The following is a 24419-nucleotide window of genomic DNA, read 5'->3' as shown; positions in this document are numbered from 1 at the left end:
CCACCCAGGGATGACCAGCCGCCTGCCTTCGCTGAACGGCCTCCGGGCATTCGAGGCCGCCGCGCGGCACATGAGCTTCACGCTGGCGGCGTCCGAACTGAACGTGACGCAGACCGCGATCAGCCATCAGATCCGCCGCCTCGAGGAAGAGCTCGGCGTCCGCCTGTTCGTCCGCCAGAACCGCTCGCTGAGCCTGACGCCGGAGGCTACCGAATACCTTCCCGGCGTCCGCGCCGCCTTCAATGACCTCAGGCTCGCGACCGACCGCCTGCTGCGCCGGGATGACGATCACGTGCTGACGGTCTCGACGCTGGCATCGCTCGCGGCGAAATGGCTGCTGCCGCGGCTGTCGGCCTTCCAGGAGGCGCATTCCGGCATCGATGTCCGCATTACCACCTCGACCAGCCTAGTCGACTTTCAACGCGACAAGGTCGACGCGGCGATCCGCTACGGCCGCGGCCAATGGGCCGGCCTGCGCGCGGACTGGCTGATGGCGGACGAACTGTTTCCGGTGTGCAGCCCGTCGCTGCTGCAGGGAACCAGGCCGCTCAAATGCCCCGAGGACCTCAGGGATCACGTGCTGCTGCACACCAGCAACGCCAACAGCGACGACTGGCGGCTGTGGCTGACTGCGGCGGGCCTACCGACCGACATCTCCAAACAGCCCGGCGTGACCTTCGACCTGCTGTTCGTGACAATCCAGGCCGCGATCGACGGCATCGGCATCGCGATGGGCCGCACCTCCTATGTGCAGGACGACATCGCCAAGGGCCGCCTCGTGGTTCCCTTCAAGATCGCGCTGCCGGCCGATGCGGGCTTCTATCTGGTCACGCCGCAGGGACGGGCCGATTCACCGAAGCTGTCGGCATTCCGCTCCTGGCTCGGCGCCACCGCCCATACCACGGCATGATGCGGCGCACGCCGCGCTGGGTTGTTGTGTCGACGCGTTTTCCTCACACCAACCGGTGTCCACGTCGCTCGGAAGCGCTCTAGCAAAATCACCTACGGCTTTTTTCCGATAGCGGCGGCGCGATTTCGGGTTGGTCGCGCCGGATGGGCGTGCCAAATTGCCGCATATGGCAGCCAACTGCCTTGGCCGGCGAGACAATTTGCGCCGGCCATTTCGTCACGGGGAGGAAAGGGCGTTATGTCGCAGTCGAGTCCATCGCAAGTACCGCAAATCAAGTCACGTCTCGGCGCGATCCTGCGCGCGACCAGCGGCAATTTCCTCGAGCAATTCGACTTCTTCCTGTTCGGCTTCTATGCGCAGGACATCGCGAAAGCGTTCTTCCCGGCCCAGAACGAGACCGCGGCGCTGCTCAATGCCTATGGCGTATTCTGGCTCGGCGCGCTGATGCGCCCCGTCGGCGCGATCGTGCTCGGCTCCTACATCGACCGCATCGGCCGCCGCCAGGGCCTGATCGTGACGCTCGCGCTGATGGCGCTCGGCACCGTCGTGATCGCGTTCTGCCCGGGCTATGCCGCGATCGGAATTGCCGCACCGATCATTGTCCTGATCGGCCGCCTGATCCAGGGCTTCTCGGCCGGCGTCGAACTTGGCGGCGTGTCGGTCTATCTCTCCGAGATCGCGACGCCCGGCAACCGCGGCTTCTACACCTCGTTCCAATCGTCGAGCCAGCAGGTCGCGATCTTCGTTGCGGCGATCATCGGCTATGTTCTGCGCGAGGTCATGCCGGGCGACACCTTCCTGGATGCGATCGGCGGCATCGCCAAGTGGCGCATTCCGTTCTTCGTCGGCTGCATCATCATCCCCGTCATCTTCATGCTGCGGCGTTCGCTCGAGGAGACGCCGGCCTTCCTCGCCATGAAGAAGCATCCGACGCCGAGCGAAGTGTTCGCCTCGGCGATCGAGAACTGGCGCATCGTTATCCTCGGCATGATGATCGCGGTGCTGACCACCACGACGTTCTATTTCATCACGGTGTATGCGCCCGGCTTCGGCAAGGAGCTGCATCTGTCGGCGTCCGGGACACTGCTGGTGACCCTGCTCGTCGCGGTGACGAATTTCATCTGGAATCCGGTCGGCGGCGCGCTATCGGACCGGATCGGCCGCAAGCCGGTGCTGCTCGCGATCGCGGGCCTGTCGTTCGTCACCGCCTACCCGGCGCTGTCGTGGCTCTCGCATGAGCCGACGCTCGGGAAATTGCTGGCGGTGCAGATGATGTTCTCGTTCTACTTCGGCGTCTACAGCGGCACCATGCTGGGATGCCTGGTCGAGATCGTGCCGGCGCATGTCCGCACCACCTGCTTCTCGATCGCATTCGCGTTGGCGGCGGGCATCTTCGGCACGTCGACCCCGTTTGTCGCAACCAAGCTGATCGCAATGACCGGCCAGGACAAGGCCTCGCCGGCCTACTGGCTGATGTTCGGCGCGGCGCTGGGCATCGTCGCTGCGCTGATCGTCTATCGCGGCGGCCAGACCATCGAGCAGCGCAAGACGGTCGCGGCCTGATCGGCATATGCATTCGGGGCAGGCCGATCGCCTGTCCCGGCATGTTGCTTTCCATGCCAACAACGATCACAAGAACGCATGGTTGATCTGACACGCAGGTTCGACGTGCTGGTGATCGGCGGCGGCAACGCCGCCCTTTGCGCTGCGATCAGCGCGCGGCGTGCCGGCGCCTCCGTGCTGGTGCTGGAAGGCGCCCCGAAATTCTACCGCGGCGGCAACACCCGCCACACCCGCAACATGCGCTGCGCCCATGACGCGGCGACCGAGATCCTCACCGGTCCCTACACCGAGGAGGAGTTCTGGAAGGATTTGCTGCTGGTGACCGGCGGCCAGACCGACGAGGAACTGGCCCGCTTCATGATCCACGAGTCCAAGGACATATTGAACTGGATCGTCGAGCAGGGCGTGCGCTGGCAGCCTTCGCTCGGCGGCACGCTGAGCCTTGGCCGCACCAACTCGTTTTTCCTCGGCGGCGGCCGCGCGATGCTCAACGCGCTCTATCGCACCGCCGAGGAGCTCGGCGTCGATATTCTCTACGATGCCGAGGTGATCGATCTGAATATCGAGCACGGCATGTTCCTCTCGGCGCAGCTGAAGCAGCCGGTCGGCGGCAGGACCGAAGTGCGCGCCTCGACGCTGGTGGCGGCCGCCGGCGGCTTCGAGGCCAACATCGAATGGCTGAAGCAATATTGGGGCGAAGCCGCCGACAATTTCCTGATCCGCGGCACGCCCTATAATCGCGGCGCCATCCTGAAGATGCTGCTGGCCAAGGGCGTGCAGGAGATCGGCGACCCGACCCAGTGCCATGCGGTCGCGATCGACGCCCGCGCGCCGAAATTCGACGGCGGCATCATCACGCGCCACGACTCGGTCGTGTTCGGCATCGTCGTCAACAAGCATGCCGAACGCTTCTATGACGAAGGCGAGGACATCTGGCCGAAGCGCTATGCGATCTGGGGCCGCCTGGTCGCAGCCCAACCGGACCAGATCGCCTACATCATCTTCGACTCCACGGTGGTGACGAGCTTCATGCCGACGCTGTTTCCGCCGATCGCGGGTGCGACGATCGCCGAGCTTGCCGGCAAGCTCGAGCTCGACGCGTCGGCACTGGAAAAGACCATCACCGACTTCAACGCCGCGGTGCAGCCTGGGACCTTCGATCACACCATCCTCGACGACTGCGCTACCCAAGGCATCACCCCGGCCAAGACGCACTGGGCGCGCAAGATCGAGACGCCGCCTTACCTCGCCTATCCGGTGCGGCCCGGCATCACCTTCACCTATCTCGGCACCCGCGTGAACAAGCAGTCACGGATGCTGATGAAGGACGGCAAGCCGTCGGCCAACATGTTCGCCGCCGGCGAGATCATGGCCGGCAACGTGCTCGGCAAGGGCTACGCCGCCGGCATCGGCATGACCATCGGCAGCGTGTTCGGCCGCGTCGCCGGACGGGAAGCGGCGAAGAATGCGCGGAACTGAGCCTCGCGCGATTGGGGAGGAGCGATGTCACGTCTTGCGATTGTCGCCGCTGCGGCTGCCGCGCTGATGGCGTCGACCACAAGCAACGCCGCCGAACCGATCGCGCTGCGCGACATGGGCTCGTTCCATGTCGGCGGCCGTCTCGTCGAGATATCAGGCAAACCGGTCAAGGAAGTCATCTTCACGCCCGGCGGCGTGCCGGCGAAGGTCGATCCGAACGGCACCTACCAGGTCGAGCAGATGTACGTGCAGTACTTCCTGCCGCAGAACGAGAGGGGCGCCTATCCGCTGCTGCTGTGGCACGGCGGCGGGCTGACCGGCGTCACCTACGAGACCACGCCGGACGGACGCGAAGGCTGGCTGAACTATTTCCTGCGCAAGGGCTGGAGCGTCTACAATTCCGACGCGGTCGAGCGCGGCCGCGCCGGCTGGGCGCAATATCCTGACATCTTCAAGGGCGATCCGGTGTTCCTCACGACAGCCAATCCGTTCGAGCGCTTCCGGATCGGCGACGGCCCTGGCTCCTACGATCCCGATCCGGCCAAGCGCCGGCTGATGCCCGGCAGCCAGTTCCCGAACGAAGGCTACGAGAACTTCGTCAAGCAGAACGTGCCGCGCTGGACCACCACCGATGACGCGACGATCGCGGCCTACATCGCCGAGATCGATCGCGTCGGCCCGTGCATTATCCTGTTCCACAGCCAGGCCGGCACGTTCGGCTTCAAGGTCGCGCAGGCGCGACCCGACAAGGTGAAGGCGCTGATCGCGATCGAGCCGGCCGGCGTCGGCGATCCCGCCAAGGTCGAAAGCTTGAAGAACATTCCAACGCTGATGGTCTATGGCGATTACATCGAGCGCGATTCGCGCTGGCCGAAGATCCGCGCCACCGGCGGCGCCTTCGCCGACGCCATCCGCGCCGCCGGCGGCAGCGTCGACGTGGTCGATCTGCCCAAGACCGGCATCAAGGGCAATTCGCATATGATGATGATGGACAAGAACAATGCCGAGGTCGCCAGCCTGATCCAGACATGGCTGTAAGGCAAGGGGCTGACGAAGAAGTAACATAGCGCTTTCAAGCGAAGTGGGAACCGGTTCGCGTCAAGAAAGCGTGTCAAACAAAGAGTCTGCGATGCACGGGACGAGGACATTGCAGGAAGCCGACCGTCTGATGACGGTGTGCAATTCCTGCCGCTATTGCGAGGGCCTGTGCGCGGTGTTTCCCGCGATGGAGATGCGCCGCGCGTTCTCCGACGGCGACCTCAACTATCTCGCCAATCTCTGCCATTCCTGCGGCGCCTGCTACACCGACTGCCAGTTCTCGCCGCCGCACGAATTCAACGTCAATGTTCCGAAGACGCTCGCGGTCGCGCGTGCCGAATCCTACGCCGCCTATGCCTGGCCGCGCGCCTTCTCCGGCGCGTTCGCCCGCAATGGCCTCGTCATCAGCGTGATCGCAGCGCTCAGCGTCGCCACCTTCATCTTCGGCTTCGCCGCGATCAACGACCGCGGCGTGCTCACCGGCATCCACACCGGCCCCGGCGCGTTCTACAAGCTGATGCCGCACAATGCGATGGCGCTGCTGTTCGGCGCCGCCCTGCTCTACGCGATCCTGGCGCTGGCGATGGGCGTGCGCGCGTTCTGGCGCGATATCGGCAAGCCGGTCGGCATGACGACCGACGCGAAGGCGCTGTTGCAGGCGGTCCGCGACGCCGGCGAGCTGCGTTATCTCGACGGCGGCGGTGTCGGCTGCTTCAACGAAGACGATCACCCGACCGACCGCCGCAAGCTGTACCACCACTTCACGTTCTACGGCTTCCTGCTGTGCTTCGCCGCGACCTGCGTCGGCACGCTCTATCACTATTTGCTGGCGCGCGAGGCGCCCTATGCGTGGTGGGACCTGCCGGTCGTGCTCGGCACGCTCGGCGGCATCGGCCTCGTGGTCGGCCCGATCGGGCTCTTGTCGGAGAAATGGAAGCGCGACCGCGTGCTGGTCGACGAGCAGGCCATGGGCATGGACACCGCGTTCATCCTGATGCTGTTCCTGACCAGCATCACCGGCCTTGCCCTGCTGCTGTGGCGCGAGACCGCCGCGATGGGCCCGCTGCTGGCGCTGCATCTCGGCGTGGTGTTCGCGCTGTTCATCACGATGCCCTACGGAAAGTTCGTACACGGCATCTACCGCTTCGTCGCGCTAGTGCGCTACGCGCGGGAGCGGCAGACGATGGCGGAGTGACTTCTCCCGTCATTCCGGGATGCGCCGAAGGCGCAGGCCCGGAATCCATCGGGCCACAAAATAGCCGGTGAAATGGATTCCGGGCTCGCCGCTTCGCGGCGCCCCGGAATGACGAGCGGCTACAGATCCACCACCACGTAGTCGCTCTCCACTGCGACCTTGATGGTCTCGGCGACATACGGTCCCTTCACCACATTGGTGCCCGGCTCGACGCTGACCGGATAGGCGCGCACGCGGAAGCGGCGCGGATCGCAATAGGACTGGCCGGTGCGGATGTCGAACTCCCAGCCGTGCCACGGACAGCGCAGGATTTCGCCGAGCTTGGTGTATTCGATCTCGCCGGGATCCGACGACGACGCCAGCCCGATCAGCGGCCCTTCGCACAGCGCCGCGCCCTGGTGCGGGCAGCGGTTCAACAGGCCGAAGAACTCGCCCTTGACGTTGAACACCGCGATCGGCCGTCCGTCGATCTCGAGGAATTTTCGTGACCCCGGCGGCAACTCGTCCACCGGAGCGATCACATGCCTTGCCATTAGTTGCTCTCACGCATGATCTGATTCGAAAAACCGGTTCCCACTTTTTCGGATCATGCGATACCGTACAGCTGCTTCGCATTGTCGAGGTAGAACGCCTGGCGGTTGGCGTCGCTGACGCCGGCCGGCAGTACGCGCGACGGCTCGTCGTAATCCCAATGCGGGTAATCGGTCGCGAACAACAGCTTGTCCCAGCCGATCCACTCGATGGTCTGGAACAGATGATCGCGGCTCTCCGGGTCCTCCATCGGCTGCGTCGTCCACCAGATGTGATCGCGGATATATTCCGACGGCTTGCGCTTCAAATGCGGCACCTCGGTATGCAGCCGCGCAAACACCTTGTCGAGCCGCCACGCCAGCGACGGCGCCCAGCCGAAGCCGGCTTCGACCATCACCATCTTCAGTTTCGGGAAGCGCTCGAATACGCCTTCGAGCACGAGGCTCGCCAGCGCGGTCTGCTGGCACTGCGAATGCCCGACCATCTCCTCGATGTAGTGGCTCGGCCAACCTGAGGCGGTGATCGGGTTGCCGCCGAATCCGAAGGCGTGCACGCCGATCGGAAGACCCACTTCCTGCGCCGCCTCATAGATCGGCCAGTAACGGCGCTGGCCGAGGGGTTCGACATTGCGGCTCAGCAGCAGCACCTGGACGAAGTTCTTGTCCCCCGCCCGCCTGCGGATTTCCGCGGCGGCAGACACGCCATCCTCGTTGGCGACGACGACCGAGCCCTTGAGGCGCTGGTCCTTGCTGGTCCACTTCTCAATCTGCCAGTCATTGATCGCCGCGCAGACCGCGCCGGCGAGATCCTGGTTGCGGAGCCCCTGTCCGGTGGCGAGCGGGTTGAGCACGCCGAGCGCGACATTGTTGGGATCGAGATGCTGCTTCTGCATGAAGGACAGCGACGAGCCCTGCGGGCCGCCTTCCGGCGGATAGGCATCGCGGCGCGACGCGTTGGGCTGCGCCTTCGGATAGGGCGGGCCTTCCATCATGCCCTGATAGGCCTGGATGCCGAAGGTTTCGAGATGCGCGTGCCAGCGCTTGGCGAGATAAGGATACAGCTCGTCCTTGGTCGCGCGCGCCGGATGGATGTCGCAATCGGCGATCGCGGTCTTGATGCCGGTTGACGATGCCGCTTCCGGGCGTTCCCGAATCTGGACGTTCATCGCGTCGTCTCCTATTCAGTTGCGGGCATGATCTTGTCCGAAAACCGGAGGCCACTTTTCGGGATCATGCCCCACCTTGAGCCGCGGATAGGTCGCATGCGGATTGTCGATCATGATCTTGCGCACCAGATCCTGCGACAACCCCTGCGGCAGCACCTCGTCACCGTCGAACTGCCAATGCGGGTAATCGGTCGAGAATAGGAGCAATTCGTCCGACTGCATATGGTCGAACAGCCGGTTCAGCGTCTCTGGTTCCGGCGGTGCGTCGACCGGCTGCAGCGAGAAGCGGATGTTGCTGCGCACAATCTCCAGCGGCGCGCGGTCGACCCACGGCGTTTCCATGCGCACGCCGCGCCAGAACTTGTGCAACCGCCACAGGAATGGCGGCAGCCAGGTGAAGCCGGACTCCAGCATCACCATTTTCAAATTCGGATGACGTACGAACACGCCCTCGACGATCAGGCTCGTGAGCTGGGTCTGGAACGCCTGCGCCTGTGCGACATAGTCCTCGATGTGATAGGAGCCCCAGCCGACCGAGGTCGGCGGGTTGTGATAGGCGCTGCCGGCGTGGATACCGATCGGCAGGCCGAGCCGCTCGGCGGCGGCGTAGATCGGCCAGTAGTGACGCTTGCCGAGCGGCATGTCGCCCATGACAAGCATCAGCACCTGAACGAAGCGCTTGTCCTGCGCGCAGCGCTCGATCTCGGCGACCGCCTTCTCGATGCTCTGCACCGGGATCACGATCGCGCCGCGCAGACGATCGTCCTTGTCGAGCCATTCCTTGGCCAGCCAATCGTTCAGCGCGCGGCAGAAGGCATCGGCCATGTCCTCGGAGAACACCATCTGCACGCCGTAAAGCGGATTGCAGATGCCGTACGCGGAGCCGAATTTGTCGAGCGCCTGGCGCTGCATGTCGGCGAGGCTCGAGCCCGGTTTGCCCTGCGCGGGGCGCCAGTCCGGCCGCGACGAGATCGGCGAATTGGTGGGATAGGATTGCGAGATCAGGTCCGTCATGCCGCGCGTCGTCACCTGGTCGCGCCAGTAGTCGTTCATGTATGGCAGCAGGCTGGTGAGGTGAGGCACGGCGGGATGCAGATCGCAATCCACGCCGCCCACGATCGGCAACGTCATGGTGTTTCCTCGGCTCCGCGCACGCTCACAATATCTTGCGAGGCGCAGCTTGATCGTTGTTCGATATTCAAGCAGGCCGAGCCGCGATCCGCAACTCGGCAGGGACGGATGTGGTGTGCTAGGAAGGCAGAACGCCCTACGGGATTTTCATGGCAAGCCACGAGAAAGAGCGCCGATGAACGCACTCACATCCATCGCTGAACAGGTCGCCGCGAAACTGATCGCGAACAAGCAGACGATTGCGGTCGCGGAATCGTCCACCGGCGGGCTGATCTCGGCATCGCTGCTCGCAGTGCCGGGCGCGTCGGCCTACTTCCTCGGCGGCGGCGTGATCTACACCCGCGACGCGCGGCGCGCGCTGATGGATATTCCGGACGACGCAATGCGCGGGCTCCGCTCGTCATCGGAACCCTATGCGCAGCTGCTGGCGCGGCAGATCCGCGAGCGCCTCTCGACCGACTGGGGATTGTCGGAGACCGGCGCCGCCGGCCCGACCGGCAATCGCTACGGCGATGCCGCCGGCCACAGCTGCATGGCGGTCGCAGGTCCCAGGCAGCAGGTGATCACGCTGGAGACCGGAAGCGGCGACCGGCAGGCCAACATGCAGGCGTTCGCGAAGGCGGCGCTGGAGTTACTGTTGAAGAATTTGGAGCGGTGATCGCTTCACATGCGCGACACGCGACGACATCGAATCTTCGCTCACGAACTCGATCTCCCCCCGTCATCCTGAGGAGCGCGAAGCGCGTCTCGAACGATCGACGGCCACCAGCGGGGCCGTGCATCCTTCGAGGCTCGCCCAGCGGCGCAAGTGCGCCGCAAGGCTCGCACCTCCAGCGACAAAGGCGAAGCCTTTGCGCGGGGATGACGGGGTCAATTATCTAGCTCGCTAACCTACTTCTCGCGGAACGAGCGCATGAACTGGTCGCTCAGCGGCTTCATCAGATACGACAGCATGGTGCGGTCGCCGGTCTGGACGAAAGCCTCCACCGGCATGCCGGGGATGATCTTCACCTCGCTGCCGAGGCGCGCGACCTCTTCCGGCGGCATCGAGACGCGGATGGTGTAGTAGCTCTGCCCGGTGCGCTGGTCGGTTGTGGTGTCGGCGGAGACGCGGGTAACGACGCCGTTCAGCTCCGGCGTGGTGCGCTGGTTGAAGGCGGAGAGCCGTAGCACCGTCTTCTGTCCGACCTGAAGCTTGTCGATGTCCTGCGGATTGACCTTGGCCTCGACCGACAGGTCGTCGGCCCTCGGCACGATCATCATGATCGCATCGCCCGCGGTGATGACGCCGCCGACGGTGTGGACGGTGGATTGCAGCACGACGCCATCCTGCGGCGCCCGGATGTCGATGCGACGGAGCTGGTCTTCGGCGGTCACCTTGCGCTCGACGAACTCGCCGATCTTGTCGTTGGCCTCGCGCAGGTCCTTCGAGACCTCCGAGAGCATGTCCTTGTCAACCTGTATGATCTGCAGCTCGGTCTCGGTGATCTTGCCCTTGGCCTGCGCGCGCGACGCGATGTACTGTGCGCGCTCGCCGGAGAGCCGCGCCGCGTCCCGCTCCAGTGTCGTCAGGCGGGTGAGTTGCACCAGATGCTGCTCATAGAGCTGGCGGACGCCGACCAGCTCCTGCTGCACCAGCGCGATCTCCTTGTCCTTGGCGGTTTCCTGCGCCTGCAGGCCGGCGATTTCCTCGTTGAGCTGGGTGACGCGCTCGCGCAGTTGCGCCTTCTGGCCGGCGCGGCCGTTGACCCGCACCTCGAACAGCTTGGTTTCGCTCGTCATGATATCGCGAACGTCGGGATCCCTCGCCTGTTCGGTGAGCTGCGGCGGAAACGCGATCTTGTCGAGGCCTTGCTGCTCGGCCTGGAGCCGGGCCGCGCGCGCATAGAGACCGTTCAGCGTCTTGACCACGATCGCAAGGCTCGCCTTCACGACGGTCTCGTCGAGACGCACCACAACGTCGCCCGCCTTGACCGTGTCGCCGTCGCGCGCCAGGATTTCGCCGACGACGCCGCCGGTCGGATGCTGTACCTTCTTGACGTTGGTATCGACCACCACCGAGCCCGGCGCGATCAGCGCACCCGAGATCGGCACCGTCGCCGCCCAACCGCCGACGCCGCCGCCCAGCACCAGAACCACGGCGAGGCCGACCACGAGGTGCTTCCTGATCGAAGCATGTGCGTTGCGCGGTTGAACGGTGACGCGATCGTTCATGCGGTCGTTCATGACTTGGCCGCCCCGGCATCGGCGACGATCTTGATTGGCGTCGGCACCGGCGGGGCGGCGCGCTGCAGCACCTGCGCCAGCACGGTTTCTTTCGGCCCGAAGGTCTGCATGCGGCCGTCCTTCAACACCAGCAGCTGGTCGACGCCCTCGATGCCGATCGGCCGATGCGCGACCACGATGACGACGGCGCCGCGCTCGCGAGCGCCACGCACCGCGCGGGTCAGCGCCTCGTCGCCTTCGCTGTCGAGATTGGAGTTCGGCTCGTCCAGCACGATCAGGAACGGACTGCCGTAGAGCGCGCGCGCCAGCGCCACGCGCTGGGCCTGGCCGGCGGAGAGCGCGGCGCCCTGCTCGCCGACCTGGGTGTCGTAGCCCTCGCGCATCTTGATGATCATCTCATGCACGCCGGCCTCCTTGGCCGCCGCGATGATGCCGTCGGACTTGGCCTCGGGATCGAACCTACAGATGTTCTGCGCGACCGTGCCGGCGAACAGTTCGACATCCTGCGGCAGATAGCCGACATAGCGGCCGAGTTCATCCGACGACCACTGATCGAGCGCGGCACCGTCAAGCCGCACCTTGCCGCGCACCGGCACCCAGACGCCGACCAGCGCCCGGATCAGCGACGACTTGCCGGACCCGCTCGGGCCGATCACGCCGACGCCGCTGCCGGCTTCGACGGCAAAGCTGACGTCCTGCACGATGGGACGTTGGTCGCCCGGCGCGACCATGGTCACCGCCTCGACCGTGAGCTTCTTCTCCGGCGCCTGCAGCAGCGTCTGCTCCGGCCGCGCCGGAATCTGCTGCAGCAGGCGGTTGAGGCGATGCCAGCTCTGACGCGCGGCGACGAAGCTCTTCCAATGCGCGATCGCAAGATCGACCGGCGCCAGCGCCCGCGCGCTCAGGATCGAGCCGGCGATGATGATGCCGCCGGTGGCCTCCTGGTGGATCACGAGATAGGCGCCGACCGCGAGCACGGCGGACTGCAGCATCATGCGCAGCACCTTGGCGACCGCACCGAGCCCGCCGGTGACGTCGCTGGCACGTTGATTGCCGGACAGATACTCCTCGTTGGCCTCGTTCCAGCGCTTGTTCATGCGCCCGGCCATGCCCATCGCCACCAGCACTTCGGCATTGCGGCGGCTGGAGGCAGCGAGATCGTTGCGCCGCGCCGCGAGCGACATCGCCTCCCTGGCCGGCGTGCGCGACATGTATTCGGTGATCAGCGTCAGCGTCACCAGGATGATGGCGCCGACCAGCGCCGTGACGCCGAGCAGCCAGTGGAACGCGAAGCAGATCAGCATGTAGAACGGCAGCCAGGGCAGGTCGAAGAAGGCACCGGGGCCCATGCTGCCGAGGAAGGAGCGCACATTGTCGAGGTCGCGCAGCGGCTGCAGTCCCTCGCTGCGATTGCCGGCTATCAGCGGCAGCCGCACGATGGTGTCGAACACCCGCGCATTGAGGGCTTCGTCGAGCGAGGTGCCGACGCGGCCGAGGATCCGTCCGCGCAGCAGATCGAGCACGCCCTGGGCGATGTAGAGCACGGCGGCGATGACGACGAGGCCGACCAGGGTCGGAACGCTGCGGCTCGGTAGCACGCGGTCGTAGACCTGCAGCATGAACATCGAACCTGTCAGGTACAGCAGGTTGATCATGCAACTGATGAGGCCGACGCCGATGAAGGCACTGCGGCATGCGCGCAGCGCCTCAGCCAGTTCGGAACGCCGGACAGCGGGCGCAGCTGCCATAAAAACCGATCTCTGCAAAACAAAAGAGTTGCGTGATCACCACGTTGTACAGACGTTTGTGACCACCGTCCATTTCAAGTCGCGCCGAGCAGAGCACGGTTCGCCAGCTATTTTTGTGATCCCACAGACAGTTGACGGAATAATTAGGGTTAACCGGCCGCGGAACCCGGGCTTGAGCCGGCGGCGCTTCCCGGAAAGGGCACGAGAATGACCGACATCGAGACCCGGCCGACCTCGCCATCGATATCGAGCAACACCCCGCTGCCGACACCAAGCCCGACCTCCGGGCGCCAGCGGGCTTCGGCGCGAACGCCGATCCACTCGCCCCGCGGCGGCCTGAACAGCTGCACCGCGAGGTTCGGATTGGGGTCGGCCACCACGTTCTGCACCGGGCGCGCGATGCCGTGGGTCCAGTCGGCCGGACCGAGCACCTGCGCCATCGGGCCGGCATCCGCAATCACGTCATGATGCATGCGAAACCAGGCGACATCGCCGTCGGCCCGGGCCTCCATCGCGTCCATGAACCAGCTGCGGCCATGGACGGCATGCGGGCTGCGCAACGGAAAGCGCACGGGATCGACCGGGTCGGCTGCGCTGCGGTGAAAGCCGGGGATCTCCACCGCACGGTCGCGCGACAAGGTCACCCGCACGGTCGCGCAGGGCTGCGCCTCACCGGCCGGCCAGAGCGTGTTGTCGACGACGCTGACCCGGCCGCCTTCGGCCACGACCGTCACTTGCGTACGCAACTCCGCCATCGGTGTCGGCCGCAGGAACCAGGCCGACGCCGAGATCGCGGTGCCCCAATTGCGCGCATTTGCCATGGCCTCGACCTCGGCGGTCAGGAGGCTCGCGACCGCGCCGCCCTGAAGGCCAGCGAACGGCCCGGCCGCCAGCGCGGCAGGCCTCCAGTGATGCGGCGTAGCTGTGGGTTCGAAGATGGCCAAGGCGAGCGGTCCCTGAGGTGAGCGGGATTGAGCGTTTGGCCAATCTGATCCAAGAATAGTGGCCATGACAAAAGGCCATTCATCACTCGAGGTAAACAGGATTCACCCATTGGATGCCCCCGATCCGCGGGTCATCCCGCCGCTTGCGGCGCTGCTCGCCTTCGAGCGCGCCGCCACGCAGCTCAGCTTCCGCCGCGCCGCCCGCGACCTGTCGCTGAGCCCGTCGGCGATCAGCCACCAGATCCGCGGGCTGGAACAACAGTTCGGCACCAGGCTGTTCGTCCGCGGCGCGCGCTCGGTGCGGCTGACCGCGGACGGCGAACGCTACCTTGCAAAGGTGTCGGCGGCGCTGGCGACGCTGGACGAGGCGAGCCGCGACATGCTGCGGCAACGCGGCGAGACCGGCGGGGAACTGTGGATCAGCTCACTGCCGTTCTTCACCAGCGCGGTGCTGCTGCCGGCGCTGCCGGAATTCAAGCGTCGCCATCCGCAGCTGACGCTGCGGATCGAGGCCACCCATCAATATGCCGACTTCAACAGCTCCCGCGTCGACGTCGCGATCCGCTACGGACGGGAACATGCCGCCGGGCTGCGGGTCGAGCCGCTGCTCCAGGTCAGGGGATTGCCGGTCTGCACGCCAGCGCTGGTCAAGGCAGGGCTTCGGACGCCAGCAGACCTGTCGCGCGAGGTGCTGATCCACGTCACGACGCAACCGCGGGCGTGGCCGGCCTGGCTGAAAGAGGCCGGGCTGCCGCATCTCGCCCCGCGCGGGCATCTGTGGCTCGACAGCGTGCCGGCGATGCTGGAAGCCGCCGAGCACGGGCTCGGCGTGGCGCTGGCGTTGGCGCCTCTCATCAAGGTGCGGCCGGGCTTCGGCAAGCGGCTGGTGGCGCCGTTTGCGTTCGAGCCGGCGCAGCACGAGACGATCTACCTGGTCTCCCGCACCGAGCAGGCGCGGGACCGGCGGATATCAGCGGTGCGGCGCTGGATCGCCGACGCGGTCGCGCGGGCGAGCTAGACCGTCACTGCCGTTGGCTCGGCGAGGACACAGCGTGCCAGACGGCCGGCCGCAACCTGCACACTGGGCGGCAGGCTCTCGCTGCAACGTGGCTCGGCGAACCTGCAGCGTGGTGCAAAGGAGCAACTGACCGGCGCGTGGTCGAGCGAGGGCGGCGTGCCGGGAATAGTCTCGAGCCGCTGGCCGCGCATCGCGCCGTGAATGGTCGAAGCCAGCAAGCCCTTCGCGTAAGGATGCACCGGCGTGCGCACGATATCGCGCAAGGCGCCCTGCTCCACGATCTGCCCGGCATACATCACCGCGACGCGGTCGCAGATCTCGATGGCGACGCCGATGTCATGGGTGACGAAGATGACGGACATGCCGAACTCGCGCTGCAATTCGCGCAGCAGCAGCAGGATCTGGATCTGCACGGTGGCATCGAGCGCCGTGGTCGGTTCGTCCGCGAGCAGGATCTTCGGCTTGCAGGCCAGCGCCAGCGCGATCATCGCACGCTGGCGCATGCCGCCCGACATCTCGTGCGGATAGGACTCCAAGCGCCGCTTCGCCGAGGGGATCCGCACCACTTCGAGCATCTCGAGCGCGCGCGCGGTGGCCTCGCGCTCGCTCTTGCCCTCGTGACGCATCACCGTCTCCGCGATCTGGCGGCCGATGGTGTAGACCGGATCGAGCGCCAGCGCCGGCTCCTGGAAGATCATCGAGACGGTCTGGCCGCGGAATGCGGACAGCGCCTCATCGTCCATCGCCAGCACCTCCCGGCCCAGCACTTTCACGCTGCCGGAGATCTGCGTGCGTTTCCGCGGCAGCAGCCGCATCAGCGCGCGCAAGGTCACACTCTTGCCCGAGCCGGACTCGCCGAGCAGCCCCAACACCTCGCCCTCGCCGAGCTGCAGGCTGAGATCGTTCACGGCGTGGACCGTGCGATCGCCGGTGAAGCGGATGTTGAGGTTGTTGATCTCGACGAGGTTGGTCATGCGAGCTTGGGGACCCTGGCGTGGAAGTCGGTCGCACGCTGGAAGGCGGCGCCGATCCGGAGCAACACGGCTTCCTCGAAAGAGCGGCCGACCAGTTGCATGCCGACCGGCAGACCCGTCTTGGTGAAGCCCGAGGGGATCGAGAGCGAGGGCACACCGAGATAGTTGAACGGGCGGGTGAAGCGTGAGAGCCGCTGGATCACCGCCTCCGCGCCCGGGCCGTTGCCGACGTCGCTTTCGGCGATCGTCGGCGCCGGCACCGGAGCCGATGGCGCGATCAGAGCATCGACGCCGCTGACCGCCGCGTTGTGCGCCGCGAGCGCCGGACCGCGCCAGCGCATCGCCTCGAGATAGCTGACCGCGGGAATGGTCAGGCCGTTCTGCAACCGCATCAGGACCTGCGCGCCGTAATCCTGCGGCCGCTCGATCATCCAGCGTTTATGGAAGGCGGCGGCTTCGGCCGCGAGCACCAGCTGCGACGCGGCGCTGAGCTGGCGCTGATCGGGCAGCTCGACCTTGACGATCTCGGCGCCTTCCTTCTTCAACGTCGCCACCGTCTCGTCGAGGATGCGCGCCACCTCGGGATCGAGGTCGTCCACATAGAATGCCGTCGGCACGCCGATCTTGAGACCCTTCAGCGACTGCCTGGTCGCTGCCATGTAGTCCGGCACCGGCTGTGTCGACGCTGTGAGATCCTCGGGATCGGCGCCGGCCATCAGGCCGAGCAGCAGCGCGCAGTCCTCCGCGGTCTGCGCCAGCGGGCCGACGGTATCGAGCGACTGCGACAGCGGCATCGCGCCGGCGCGGCTGACGCGGCCAACGGTGGTCTTCAGGCCGGTGACGCCGCAGAAATGTGCGGGCATCCGCACCGAGCCGCCGGTGTCGGAGCCGAGCGCCGCAAACGTAAGCCGCGCGGCGACCGCCGAGCCCGAGCCCGACGACGAGCCGCCGGTGATGTGCTCGGTGTTCCAGGGATTGCGCACCGGGCCGTAATGCACGTTGTGGCCGGTCGGCCCATAGGCGAACTCGACCATCTGCAGCGAGCCGAGCCGGACCTGTCCGGCATCCTTCAGCCGCTGCAATGCCGTCGCTGTGGTCTTCGGCACGAAATCGCGGCGGATCAGCGAGCCGCAGGTCACGACCTTGCCGGCGTCATAATACATGTCCTTGTGCGCCAGCGGCACGCCGTGCAGCGCGCCACGGCTGTTGCCCTTGGCGAGCGCGGCATCGGCCTCGGTCGCGGCGGCAAGCGCCTGTTCGGATTCGATCGCCATATAGGCATTGAGCCGTGGCTGCCACTCGGCAATGCGATGCAGCACGGCGCGCGTCACCTCGTGCGAGGAGACCTTCTTGTCGGCAATCGCCTTGGCGACCGCGGTCAGCGTCATCAGGGCCGGATCAGAGGTCATTTCGACTCCTTTGCGATCTGCGCCAGCAGGAAGCTCGCGGGTTCGAGATCGAAGGGCAGCGTGCCGGCGATCGCGGCGAAGCCGTCGAATGCCGGCCCGATCGAATTGGCGATGCGGGTGGCGGTTTCGTCGTCAGCGGGCACGTCGGCAACGTGCGCGATCACCTTGACGTCCTTGGCAGTGGGTCTGGTCATGCCGCGTTTTCTCCTTTTGCTTTTGCCGGCGCGCGGCTGTGCCCCGAGCCAGGAATGGCCATGTAGCACGCCGCTTGATGGCCCATTGTATCGAGATCGCTGAGTTTAGGCGTGTCGTTTGCGCAGAGCGGCTCCGCAAACGGACAACGGGTGTGAAACCGGCAACCTGACGGCGGATCGATCGGGTTGGGCGGATCGCCCGAGATCGGCGGCACCTCGGTGCGCTTGTCGGGATCGGATGACGGCATCGCCGCCAGCAGCGCGCGGGTATAGGGATGCGCCGGCGCGTCCCAGACCGCATCGACCGGACCGAGCTCGACGACCTCGCCGAGATACATCACCAGCACACGGTCGGAGATGTAGCGCACGACGTTGAGATCGTGGCTGATGAAGAGATAGGTCAGGCCGAATTCGCGCTTCAAATCGGCGAGCAGATTGAGCACCTGCGCCTCGACCGATTTGTCGAGCGCCGAGACTGCCTCATCGAGGATCACGAGCCGCGGCGACAGCGCGAGCGCGCGGGCGATATTGACGCGCTGGCGCTGGCCGCCGGACACTTCGTGTGGATAGCGATTGGCGAAAATCTCCGGCCGCAGGCCGACCTTGCCGAGCAGCTCCCGCGCCAGCGTCCGTGACGTGTCATCGGCCATGCCGTGGACTTTCGGTCCGAAGGCAATGGACTCCTCGATGGTGAGGCGCGGATTGAGCGAGGCGTAGCTGTCCTGGAACACCATCTGCACGCCGCGCCGCAGATCGCGCAGCGAGAGCGACGGACCGACCTGCCTTCCGTCATAGATGATGTCGCCGGCATCGCGCGTCATCAAATGCATCAACAGCCGCGCCGTGGTCGACTTGCCGCAGCCGGATTCGCCGACGATACCGACCGTCTCGCCCTTCATCACCGCAAAGCTGACGTCGTCGACGGCGCGCACGGTCTTGCGCGGGCTGAACAGCCCGCCGCGCACCGGGAAGTGCTTGGTCAGCCCCTTGACCTGCAATAGCGGCTGCGCGGCACCGCCGATGTCGGCGACCGGCTCCAGCATGTCGATGGGAGTTGTTGTATCGGTCATGTCGAGCACGCAAGGATTACCTCTCCCCACTGGGGAGAGGTCGGCGCGCAGCGCCGGGTGAGGGCCTTAGGTCCCACGAAAGGGCGTAACCCCTCACCCAGATCGCATCTAACGATGCGATCTGACCTCTCCCACAAGGGGAGAGGTGAACCGCCGCTGCGGAGAGAGGCTGCGAGCATTGTCATCGCATTAGTTCCTGATGTCCATGGCGCTGCGCATGCCGTCGCTGAGCAGATTGAAGCAGATCGAGACCGCGAAGATCATGGCGCCCGGCAGCGCCGCGACCCAGGGATTGACATAGATCGCGGTGCGCAGCGTATTCAGCATCAGGCCCCATTCCGGCTCCGGCGGCTTTGTCCCCAGCCCGAGGAAGGAGAGACCGGCGGCCAGGATCATCGACACCGAGATCAGGCCGGTGGCATAGACGAAGATCGGGCCGAGCACATTGCCGAGCATGTGCACGCGCATGATCGTGAAGGGACCTGCGCCGGACGCGCGCGCCGCCTCGACGAAATCCATGTTGCGGACGCCGGTGGTGACGCTTTCGGCGACGCGGGTGATCTGCGGCACGAATACGATGGTCAGCGACACGATCGAATTGGTGATGCCGGCGCCGAGCGCGCCCGAGATCGCGATCGCCAGCAGCACCGACGGAAAGGCATAGAACACGTCGACGGTGCGCATGATCGCGGTATTGAGCTTGCCGCCGACATAGCCGGCGACGAGGCCGAGCGAGGTGCCGATCCCGAAGGCGAGGATCACCGGCAGGATGCCGATCACCAGCGAGAGCCGTCCGCCATAGATCAGCCGCGCCAACATATCGCGGCCGAGTTCGTCGGTGCCGAGCGGATAGCCCGGCGTGCCGATATGGCGCAGACGACGGATCATCGAGCCCTGATAGGGATCGGCGAGATGCAGCCACGGCGCCAGCAGCGCCGAGGCAAAGATCAGCAACAGGATGACGGCGCAAGCCATGCTGACCTTGTCGCGCCGGATGCGGCGACCAACCGTCGCCCAATAACCGCGCGCCTTGGTCGCGGGGACGGCCTGCAATGCGGTATCGCTCATTGCGCTCATACTCAGCTCCGCTTGATACGCGGATCGATCGCGGCCTGCGCGATGTCGACCAGGAGGTTGAGCAGCACGAAGAACAGCGCCAGCACCAGGATTGTGCCCTGCAGCAGCGGCAGATCGCGCTGGAAGATCGCCGAATTCAGCAGCAGCCCCGACCCCGGCCAGGAGAACACGGTCTCGATCAGGATCGAGCCGCCGAGCATGTAGCCGAGCTGCAGGCCCATCACCGCGAGCGCGGTCGGCGCCGCGTTCTTGACGACGTGGCGAAATACCTCGGTCTCGCGCAGGCCCTTGGCACGCAGCGCCTCGACGAAATCCTGGCTCAGGATATCGCCGGTCAGCGCACGCACCGTGCGGGTGACGATGCCCATCGGGATCACCGACGTGGTGATCGCCGGCAGCACCAGATAACGCAGATGCTCCCAGTCCCACGCCCAAGCGCCGGAGCCGCCGGGGCCTGCGCCGACCGCGGGCAACCAGTTGAGCTGCACCGAGAAGATGATGACCAGCACCATGCCGAGCCAGTAATGCGGCAGCGAGACGCCGGCGATGGCAATTGATGTCGCGACCTTGTCGACCCAGGTGTCGCGGAAATATCCGGCGATCAGCCCGAACAGCAGACCGAGCGTGAAGCCGATCATCGCAGCCGAGATCGCCAGCATCACGGTGTTGCCGACCGCGCGCATCACCTCCGACAGGACGGGCCGCCCGGTCGCGATCGAATTGCCGAGATCGCCATGGATCGCGCGCCACAGCCACAAGCCGAACTGCACGGGCAATGGACGATCGAAGCCGTAGGCGGTGCGCAATTGCGCGGCGAGCTCCTGCGAGGCATCGGCCGGCAGCACCGCGACCAAGGGATCGCCGGGCGTGATGTGCACCAGCAGGAAGCACACCAGCGCGACGCTGAGCACGATCGGAATGACGTAGACGATCCGTCTGGACGTATAGGCGAGCACGGTGCGTTCTCTCTTCCTTCTCCCCTTGTGGGAGAAGGTGGCGCGCAAAGGCGCGCCGGATGAGGGGTTCTTTCCGCGGATGCAGTCAGTTCAATTCGGGAAGAAGCGTCCGCGGAGACAACCCCTCACCCGGCTTCGCATTCGCGAAGCCACCCTCTCCCACAAGGGGAGAGGGTGCACCGATTACGTTGCCGGCATCACGGCGCGACCGTGACCGGCGAGAAGTCGACGAACCAGCTCTTCGGCTGCACGAAGCCCTTGATCTTCGGGCTCATCACTCGCGGTGCGACGTCGTGGGCGACATAGAGGAATGCCGCGTCGTCGACCGAGGCCGCGTGCAGCTCGGCGAGCGCCGCGTCGCGGGCGGCGGGCTCAAAGGTCTGGCGGGCCTTCTTCACGAGCTCGTCGAATTTCGGATTGTTGATGAAACCCCAATTGTTGGAGACCGGCGGCGCCATGCCCGATTGCAGGAAGCGCACCAGCGCGAAGAACGGATCCATCGCCGCATAGGTGACGTTGATCGCATTCGAGCCGTTGGCCGACGGATCCTTGGTGCCGCGCCGCCAGTTGGTGAACAGCGTGTTCCACTCGATGACGTCGAGCTGCACATCGAAGTAGCACTCGGCCAACGCCTGTTGCAGATACTCGTTCATCGGCAGCGGCAGCATCTGGCCCGACCCCGACGCCGAGGTCTGGACCTTGACCGTCAGCTTCTTGTTCGGACCGAAACCTGCCTCCTGCATCAGCTTCTGTGCAGCCGGCTTGTCATACTTGATCTGGAAGGTCGGGTTGCCGCGCCAGGGATGTCCGGGCTCGAACGTGCCGGTGGCCGGCACCATCAGGCCCGCGAGCAGGCCGTCGCGCAGTCCTTCGCGATCGATGCAGAGATTGGCGGCCTTGCGGACGCGGATGTCATTCCACGGCGAGCCCTCGACGCGGGAGAACTGCCACGGCCAGACGTGCGGCTCCTCGTTGGAATAGAGATTGAAGCCGCGCTGCTTGATCTCGGGCAGCGCGTCCGGCGCCGGCGCCTCGATCCAGTTGACCTGGCCGGATAACAACGCCGCGGTGCGCGCATTGGCTTCCGGCATCGGCAGCAGCACCATCTTGTCGGTCTTCGGCACCCGCGCCTTGTCCCAGTAGTTATCGTTCTTCACCAGCTCAAGCCGCTCGCGCGGGGTGAAGCTCGACATCTTCCAGGGCCCGGTGCCCGACGCATCCTTGGCGAACGCGGCCCATGCGGCCTGCGACTTGGCCTTGGCATCGGCGCCTTCAGCCTTATCGTAGAACTGCTGCCACTTGGCCGGGCTCGCCATGAACAGATTGGTGAGGTTGATCGGCAGGAAGCTGTCGGGCTCCTTGGTGGTCAGCTCCACCGTCATGTCGTCGACCTTGCGCGCCGAGACCAGGGTCGGCATGCGCGAGGCGGTGACGCCGACCTGGCTCGGATCGAATTGCGGCGCGTCCTGCTTCAGGACCTTGTCGACGTTCCAGACCACGGCGTCGGCATTGAACGGCGAGCCGTCGTGAAATCTGACACCAGAACGCACCTTGAATATCCACTTGGTCTTGTCGGCGTCGTCGACCTTCCATTCGGTGGCAAGGCCCGGGATCAATGTGCTCGCCTTGTCCGACGAGGACAGGTCCCACATCGTCAGCGCGTCATACATCGTCAGGCCGGTGAAGCGATTGCCCTCAAAACCCTGGTCGGGCTGCCCGAGCGTGCGCGGAATGTCGGCAGCGGTCATGCCAATGCGCAGCACGGTCTCGGCGCCAGCGATCGCCGGCATACAAGTGGCTATCGCAAGCGCCAGCATGATCGCCGTCGCATTGGTCTTCCTGTTACGCATCTCAGCAACCCCTTCGAAGTCTGGTGACGTTTTTGGTGATTATTTCTTGGGCAAGCGTATGCAATGCCTGTGCCAAGGGGAATAGTTCTTCAGCAAAATACCGTTGGGCGCGTCATTTCTTCCCACTTCGCACCTGAAGCGTGCGAAGATGCCTATTCTGGCATCATGCTTGCAAGATTTGGTTCCGACTTCCCACCAACGGAGCCTTTCATATGCGCGCGCGCAATTCGATCCTGACGGCAGCAGTGGCGCTGGCCCTGGCTGCGGGCTGGCCGGCCCCGTCGGCGCAGGCCGAGTCCATTGTGCGCTACGGCATTTCGATGGCCGACATTCCGCTGACGACCGGCCAGCCCGATCGCGGCGCCGGCGCCTATCAGTTCACGGCCTACACGATCTACGATCCGCTGGTCGCCTGGGAGATGGATGTTGCCGACCGGCCGGGCAAACTGGTGCCGGGGCTTGCGACCGAATGGAAGGTCGACGACAGCGACAAGACAAAGTGGCGCTTCACGCTGCGCAAGAACGTCAAATTCCACGACGGCAGCGACTTCAACGCCGACGCCGTGATCTGGAATCTCGACAAGGTGCTGAACGACAAGGCACCGCAATTCGACAAGCGGCAGAGCGCGCAGGTGAAGACCCGCCTGCCCTCGGTTGCGAGCTACGCCAAGATCGACGACTTCACCGTCGAGATCACCACCAAGACGGTCGATTCCTTCTTCCCCTACCAGATGCTCTGGTTCCTGGTCTCGAGCCCCGCGCAATATGAAAAGCTCGGCAAGGACTGGGACAAGTTCGCCAGCCAACCCTCCGGCACCGGTCCGTTCAAGCTAACCAAGCTGGTGCCGCGCGAACTCGCCGAGCTGACCAAGAACCCGGACTATTGGGACAAGAAGCGGCTCGCAAAGGCCGACAAGCTGATCCTGATCCCGATGCCGGAGGCGCTGACCCGCACCAACGCGTTGCTCGCCGGTCAAGTCGATCTGATCGAGACGCCGGCGCCCGACGCCGTGCCGCAGCTCAAGGCCGCCGGCATGAGGATCGTCGACAACGTGACGCCGCATGTCTGGAATTATCACTTGAGCGTGCTGCCGGGCTCGCCATGGGCCGACATCCGCCTGCGCAAGGCACTCAATCTCGCGATCGACCGCGACGCGGTGGTCGGCCTGATGAATGGCCTCGCCAAGCCCGCCAAGGGCCAGGTCGACCCGTCGAGCCCGTGGTTCGGCAAGCCGAGCTTTGAGCTGAAATACGACCTCGCGGCCGCGAAAAAGCTGGTGGAGGAAGCCGGCTATTCCAAGGACAAGCCGCTGAAGACCACCTTCATCATCGCCCAGGGCGGCACCGGGCAGATGCTGTCGCTGCCGATGAACGAATTCCTGCAGCAGAGCTTCAAGGAGATCGGCATCGATATCGATTTCAAGGTGGTCGAGCTCGAGACGCTGTATTCGCACTGGCGCAAGGGCGCGGCCGACGAGATGAACGCCGGCATCACCGCCAACAACATCGCCTATGTCACGTCGGACCCGCTGTATGCCATCGTGCGGTTCTTCCATTCCGGCCAAGTGGCGCCGACCGGCGTCAACTGGGGCGGCTACAAGAATCCGAAGGTCGACGCGCTGATCGACGAGGCCAAGCAGACCTTCGACGGCGCCAAACAGGATGCGCTGCTGGCGCAGGCCCACGCGCTGATCGTCGACGATGCCGCGCTGGTGTGGGTGGTGCACGACACCAATCCGCATGCGCTGTCTCCGAAGGTGAAATCCTTCGTGCAGGCGCAGCACTGGTTTCAGGATCTGACGCAGATCGGATTGGAGTAGATCTCTCTACCGTCGTCCGCGTCCTTCCATCGTCGTCCCGGCGAAGGCCGGGACCCATAACCACCAATGTGCGTTGTTAAGAAGCCGTCTGGCCGCCTGCCCATTGCGTCGGCCACGGCGT

The 24419-nt window shown here is 65.4% G+C and carries 21 protein-coding genes; 8 read left to right on the top strand and 13 right to left on the bottom strand.

Features of this window, described 5'->3' with window-relative positions; all coding sequences use genetic code 11:
- Positions 1-10 precede the first annotated feature (10 nt).
- From QDT69_RS34120 to tcuB, 5 genes are all read left to right on the top strand, one after another.
- Positions 11-910 carry a transcriptional regulator GcvA gene (locus QDT69_RS34120; protein ID WP_279710861.1) on the top strand — a complete coding sequence of 300 codons (900 nt, stop codon included), beginning with the start codon at positions 11-13 and terminating at the stop codon, positions 908-910.
- A 237-nt stretch (positions 911-1147) separates the two neighbouring features.
- Positions 1148-2473, top strand: a complete 1326-nt coding sequence (locus tag QDT69_RS34115) for an MFS transporter (RefSeq protein WP_279710860.1) — start codon at positions 1148-1150, stop codon at positions 2471-2473.
- An 87-nt stretch (positions 2474-2560) separates the two neighbouring features.
- The gene (gene tcuA, locus QDT69_RS34110) at positions 2561-3952 is read left to right on the top strand and encodes an FAD-dependent tricarballylate dehydrogenase TcuA (RefSeq protein ID WP_279710918.1); all 1392 of its coding nucleotides are present in this window, start codon (positions 2561-2563) and stop codon (positions 3950-3952) included.
- A 24-nt stretch (positions 3953-3976) separates the two neighbouring features.
- Complete coding sequence (locus tag QDT69_RS34105) at positions 3977-4990, top strand: esterase (RefSeq protein ID WP_279710859.1); 1014 nt, start codon at positions 3977-3979, stop codon at positions 4988-4990.
- Positions 4991-5081: 91 nt separating this feature from the next.
- Positions 5082-6185: a tricarballylate utilization 4Fe-4S protein TcuB gene (gene tcuB / locus QDT69_RS34100; protein WP_279710858.1), complete on the top strand. Its 1104-nt coding sequence runs from the start codon at positions 5082-5084 to the stop codon at positions 6183-6185.
- Positions 6186-6304: 119 nt separating this feature from the next.
- Here the strand turns inward: tcuB and QDT69_RS34095 are convergent, their stop codons facing one another.
- From QDT69_RS34095 to QDT69_RS34085, 3 genes are read right to left on the bottom strand one after another with little or no spacing between them, the layout of a single operon-like run.
- The gene (locus tag QDT69_RS34095) at positions 6305-6718 is read right to left on the bottom strand and encodes a Rieske (2Fe-2S) protein (RefSeq protein WP_016846808.1); all 414 of its coding nucleotides are present in this window, start codon (positions 6716-6718) and stop codon (positions 6305-6307) included.
- Positions 6719-6771: 53 nt separating this feature from the next.
- A complete protein-coding gene (locus QDT69_RS34090) occupies positions 6772-7881 on the bottom strand; it encodes an amidohydrolase family protein (RefSeq protein WP_279710857.1) in 1110 nt (369 codons plus the stop codon).
- A gap of 15 nt (positions 7882-7896) precedes the next feature.
- The gene (locus QDT69_RS34085; protein ID WP_279710856.1) at positions 7897-9012 is read right to left on the bottom strand and encodes an amidohydrolase family protein; all 1116 of its coding nucleotides are present in this window, start codon (positions 9010-9012) and stop codon (positions 7897-7899) included.
- Between the two features lie 175 nt (positions 9013-9187).
- Here QDT69_RS34085 and QDT69_RS34080 point away from each other — a divergent pair, with 175 nt between their 5' ends.
- On the top strand, positions 9188-9670 hold the full coding sequence (locus QDT69_RS34080; RefSeq protein ID WP_279710855.1) for a CinA family protein: 483 nt from the start codon (positions 9188-9190) through the stop codon (positions 9668-9670).
- 233 nt (positions 9671-9903) lie between these two features.
- On the opposite strand, the gene QDT69_RS34075 is transcribed toward QDT69_RS34080, so the two are convergent.
- From QDT69_RS34075 to QDT69_RS34065, 3 genes are all read right to left on the bottom strand, one after another.
- Positions 9904-11238, bottom strand: a complete 1335-nt coding sequence (locus QDT69_RS34075) for an HlyD family type I secretion periplasmic adaptor subunit (protein ID WP_279710854.1) — start codon at positions 11236-11238, stop codon at positions 9904-9906.
- On the bottom strand, positions 11235-12986 hold the full coding sequence (locus QDT69_RS34070; RefSeq protein WP_279710853.1) for a type I secretion system permease/ATPase: 1752 nt from the start codon (positions 12984-12986) through the stop codon (positions 11235-11237). The genes QDT69_RS34075 and QDT69_RS34070 overlap by 4 nt, the downstream gene beginning before the upstream one ends.
- A gap of 149 nt (positions 12987-13135) precedes the next feature.
- The gene (locus tag QDT69_RS34065) at positions 13136-13930 is read right to left on the bottom strand and encodes an acyl-CoA thioesterase domain-containing protein (RefSeq protein ID WP_279710852.1); all 795 of its coding nucleotides are present in this window, start codon (positions 13928-13930) and stop codon (positions 13136-13138) included.
- 109 nt (positions 13931-14039) lie between these two features.
- On the opposite strand from QDT69_RS34065, the gene QDT69_RS34060 reads away from it, so the two are divergent.
- Complete coding sequence (locus QDT69_RS34060) at positions 14040-14948, top strand: LysR substrate-binding domain-containing protein (RefSeq protein ID WP_279710851.1); 909 nt, start codon at positions 14040-14042, stop codon at positions 14946-14948.
- Here the strand turns inward: QDT69_RS34060 and QDT69_RS34055 are convergent.
- From QDT69_RS34055 to QDT69_RS34025, 7 genes are all read right to left on the bottom strand, one after another.
- Positions 14945-15922 carry an ABC transporter ATP-binding protein gene (locus QDT69_RS34055; protein WP_279710850.1) on the bottom strand — a complete coding sequence of 326 codons (978 nt, stop codon included), beginning with the start codon at positions 15920-15922 and terminating at the stop codon, positions 14945-14947. The two genes, QDT69_RS34060 and QDT69_RS34055, sit on opposite strands and share 4 nt — an antisense overlap.
- Positions 15919-17331, bottom strand: coding sequence for an amidase (locus QDT69_RS34050; RefSeq protein WP_279710849.1), 1413 nt, complete (start codon positions 17329-17331; stop codon positions 15919-15921). Before QDT69_RS34050 ends, QDT69_RS34055 begins: the two co-directional genes overlap by 4 nt.
- Entirely contained in the window at positions 17328-17525 is a 198-nt protein-coding gene (locus QDT69_RS34045) for a hypothetical protein (protein WP_279710848.1), read from the bottom strand. The genes QDT69_RS34050 and QDT69_RS34045 overlap by 4 nt, the downstream gene beginning before the upstream one ends.
- Complete coding sequence (locus QDT69_RS34040; RefSeq protein WP_279710847.1) at positions 17522-18595, bottom strand: oligopeptide/dipeptide ABC transporter ATP-binding protein; 1074 nt, start codon at positions 18593-18595, stop codon at positions 17522-17524. The genes QDT69_RS34045 and QDT69_RS34040 overlap by 4 nt, the downstream gene beginning before the upstream one ends.
- Positions 18596-18784: 189 nt before the next feature.
- Entirely contained in the window at positions 18785-19672 is an 888-nt protein-coding gene (locus tag QDT69_RS34035) for an ABC transporter permease (RefSeq protein ID WP_279710846.1), read from the bottom strand.
- A gap of 2 nt (positions 19673-19674) precedes the next feature.
- Entirely contained in the window at positions 19675-20628 is a 954-nt protein-coding gene (locus tag QDT69_RS34030; RefSeq protein WP_279710845.1) for an ABC transporter permease, read from the bottom strand.
- A 197-nt stretch (positions 20629-20825) separates the two neighbouring features.
- Positions 20826-22445 carry an ABC transporter substrate-binding protein gene (locus QDT69_RS34025; protein WP_279710917.1) on the bottom strand — a complete coding sequence of 540 codons (1620 nt, stop codon included), beginning with the start codon at positions 22443-22445 and terminating at the stop codon, positions 20826-20828.
- Positions 22446-22690: 245 nt separating this feature from the next.
- On the opposite strand from QDT69_RS34025, the gene QDT69_RS34020 reads away from it, so the two are divergent.
- A complete protein-coding gene (locus QDT69_RS34020; protein WP_279710844.1) occupies positions 22691-24298 on the top strand; it encodes an ABC transporter substrate-binding protein in 1608 nt (535 codons plus the stop codon).
- The last annotated feature ends 121 nt before the right edge of the window (positions 24299-24419 follow it).

It is taken from the genome of Bradyrhizobium sp. CER78 (assembly GCF_029846235.1).
Classification (GTDB): Bacteria; Pseudomonadota; Alphaproteobacteria; order Rhizobiales; family Xanthobacteraceae; genus Bradyrhizobium.
This window is presented reverse-complemented; position numbering and strand designations above follow the sequence as displayed.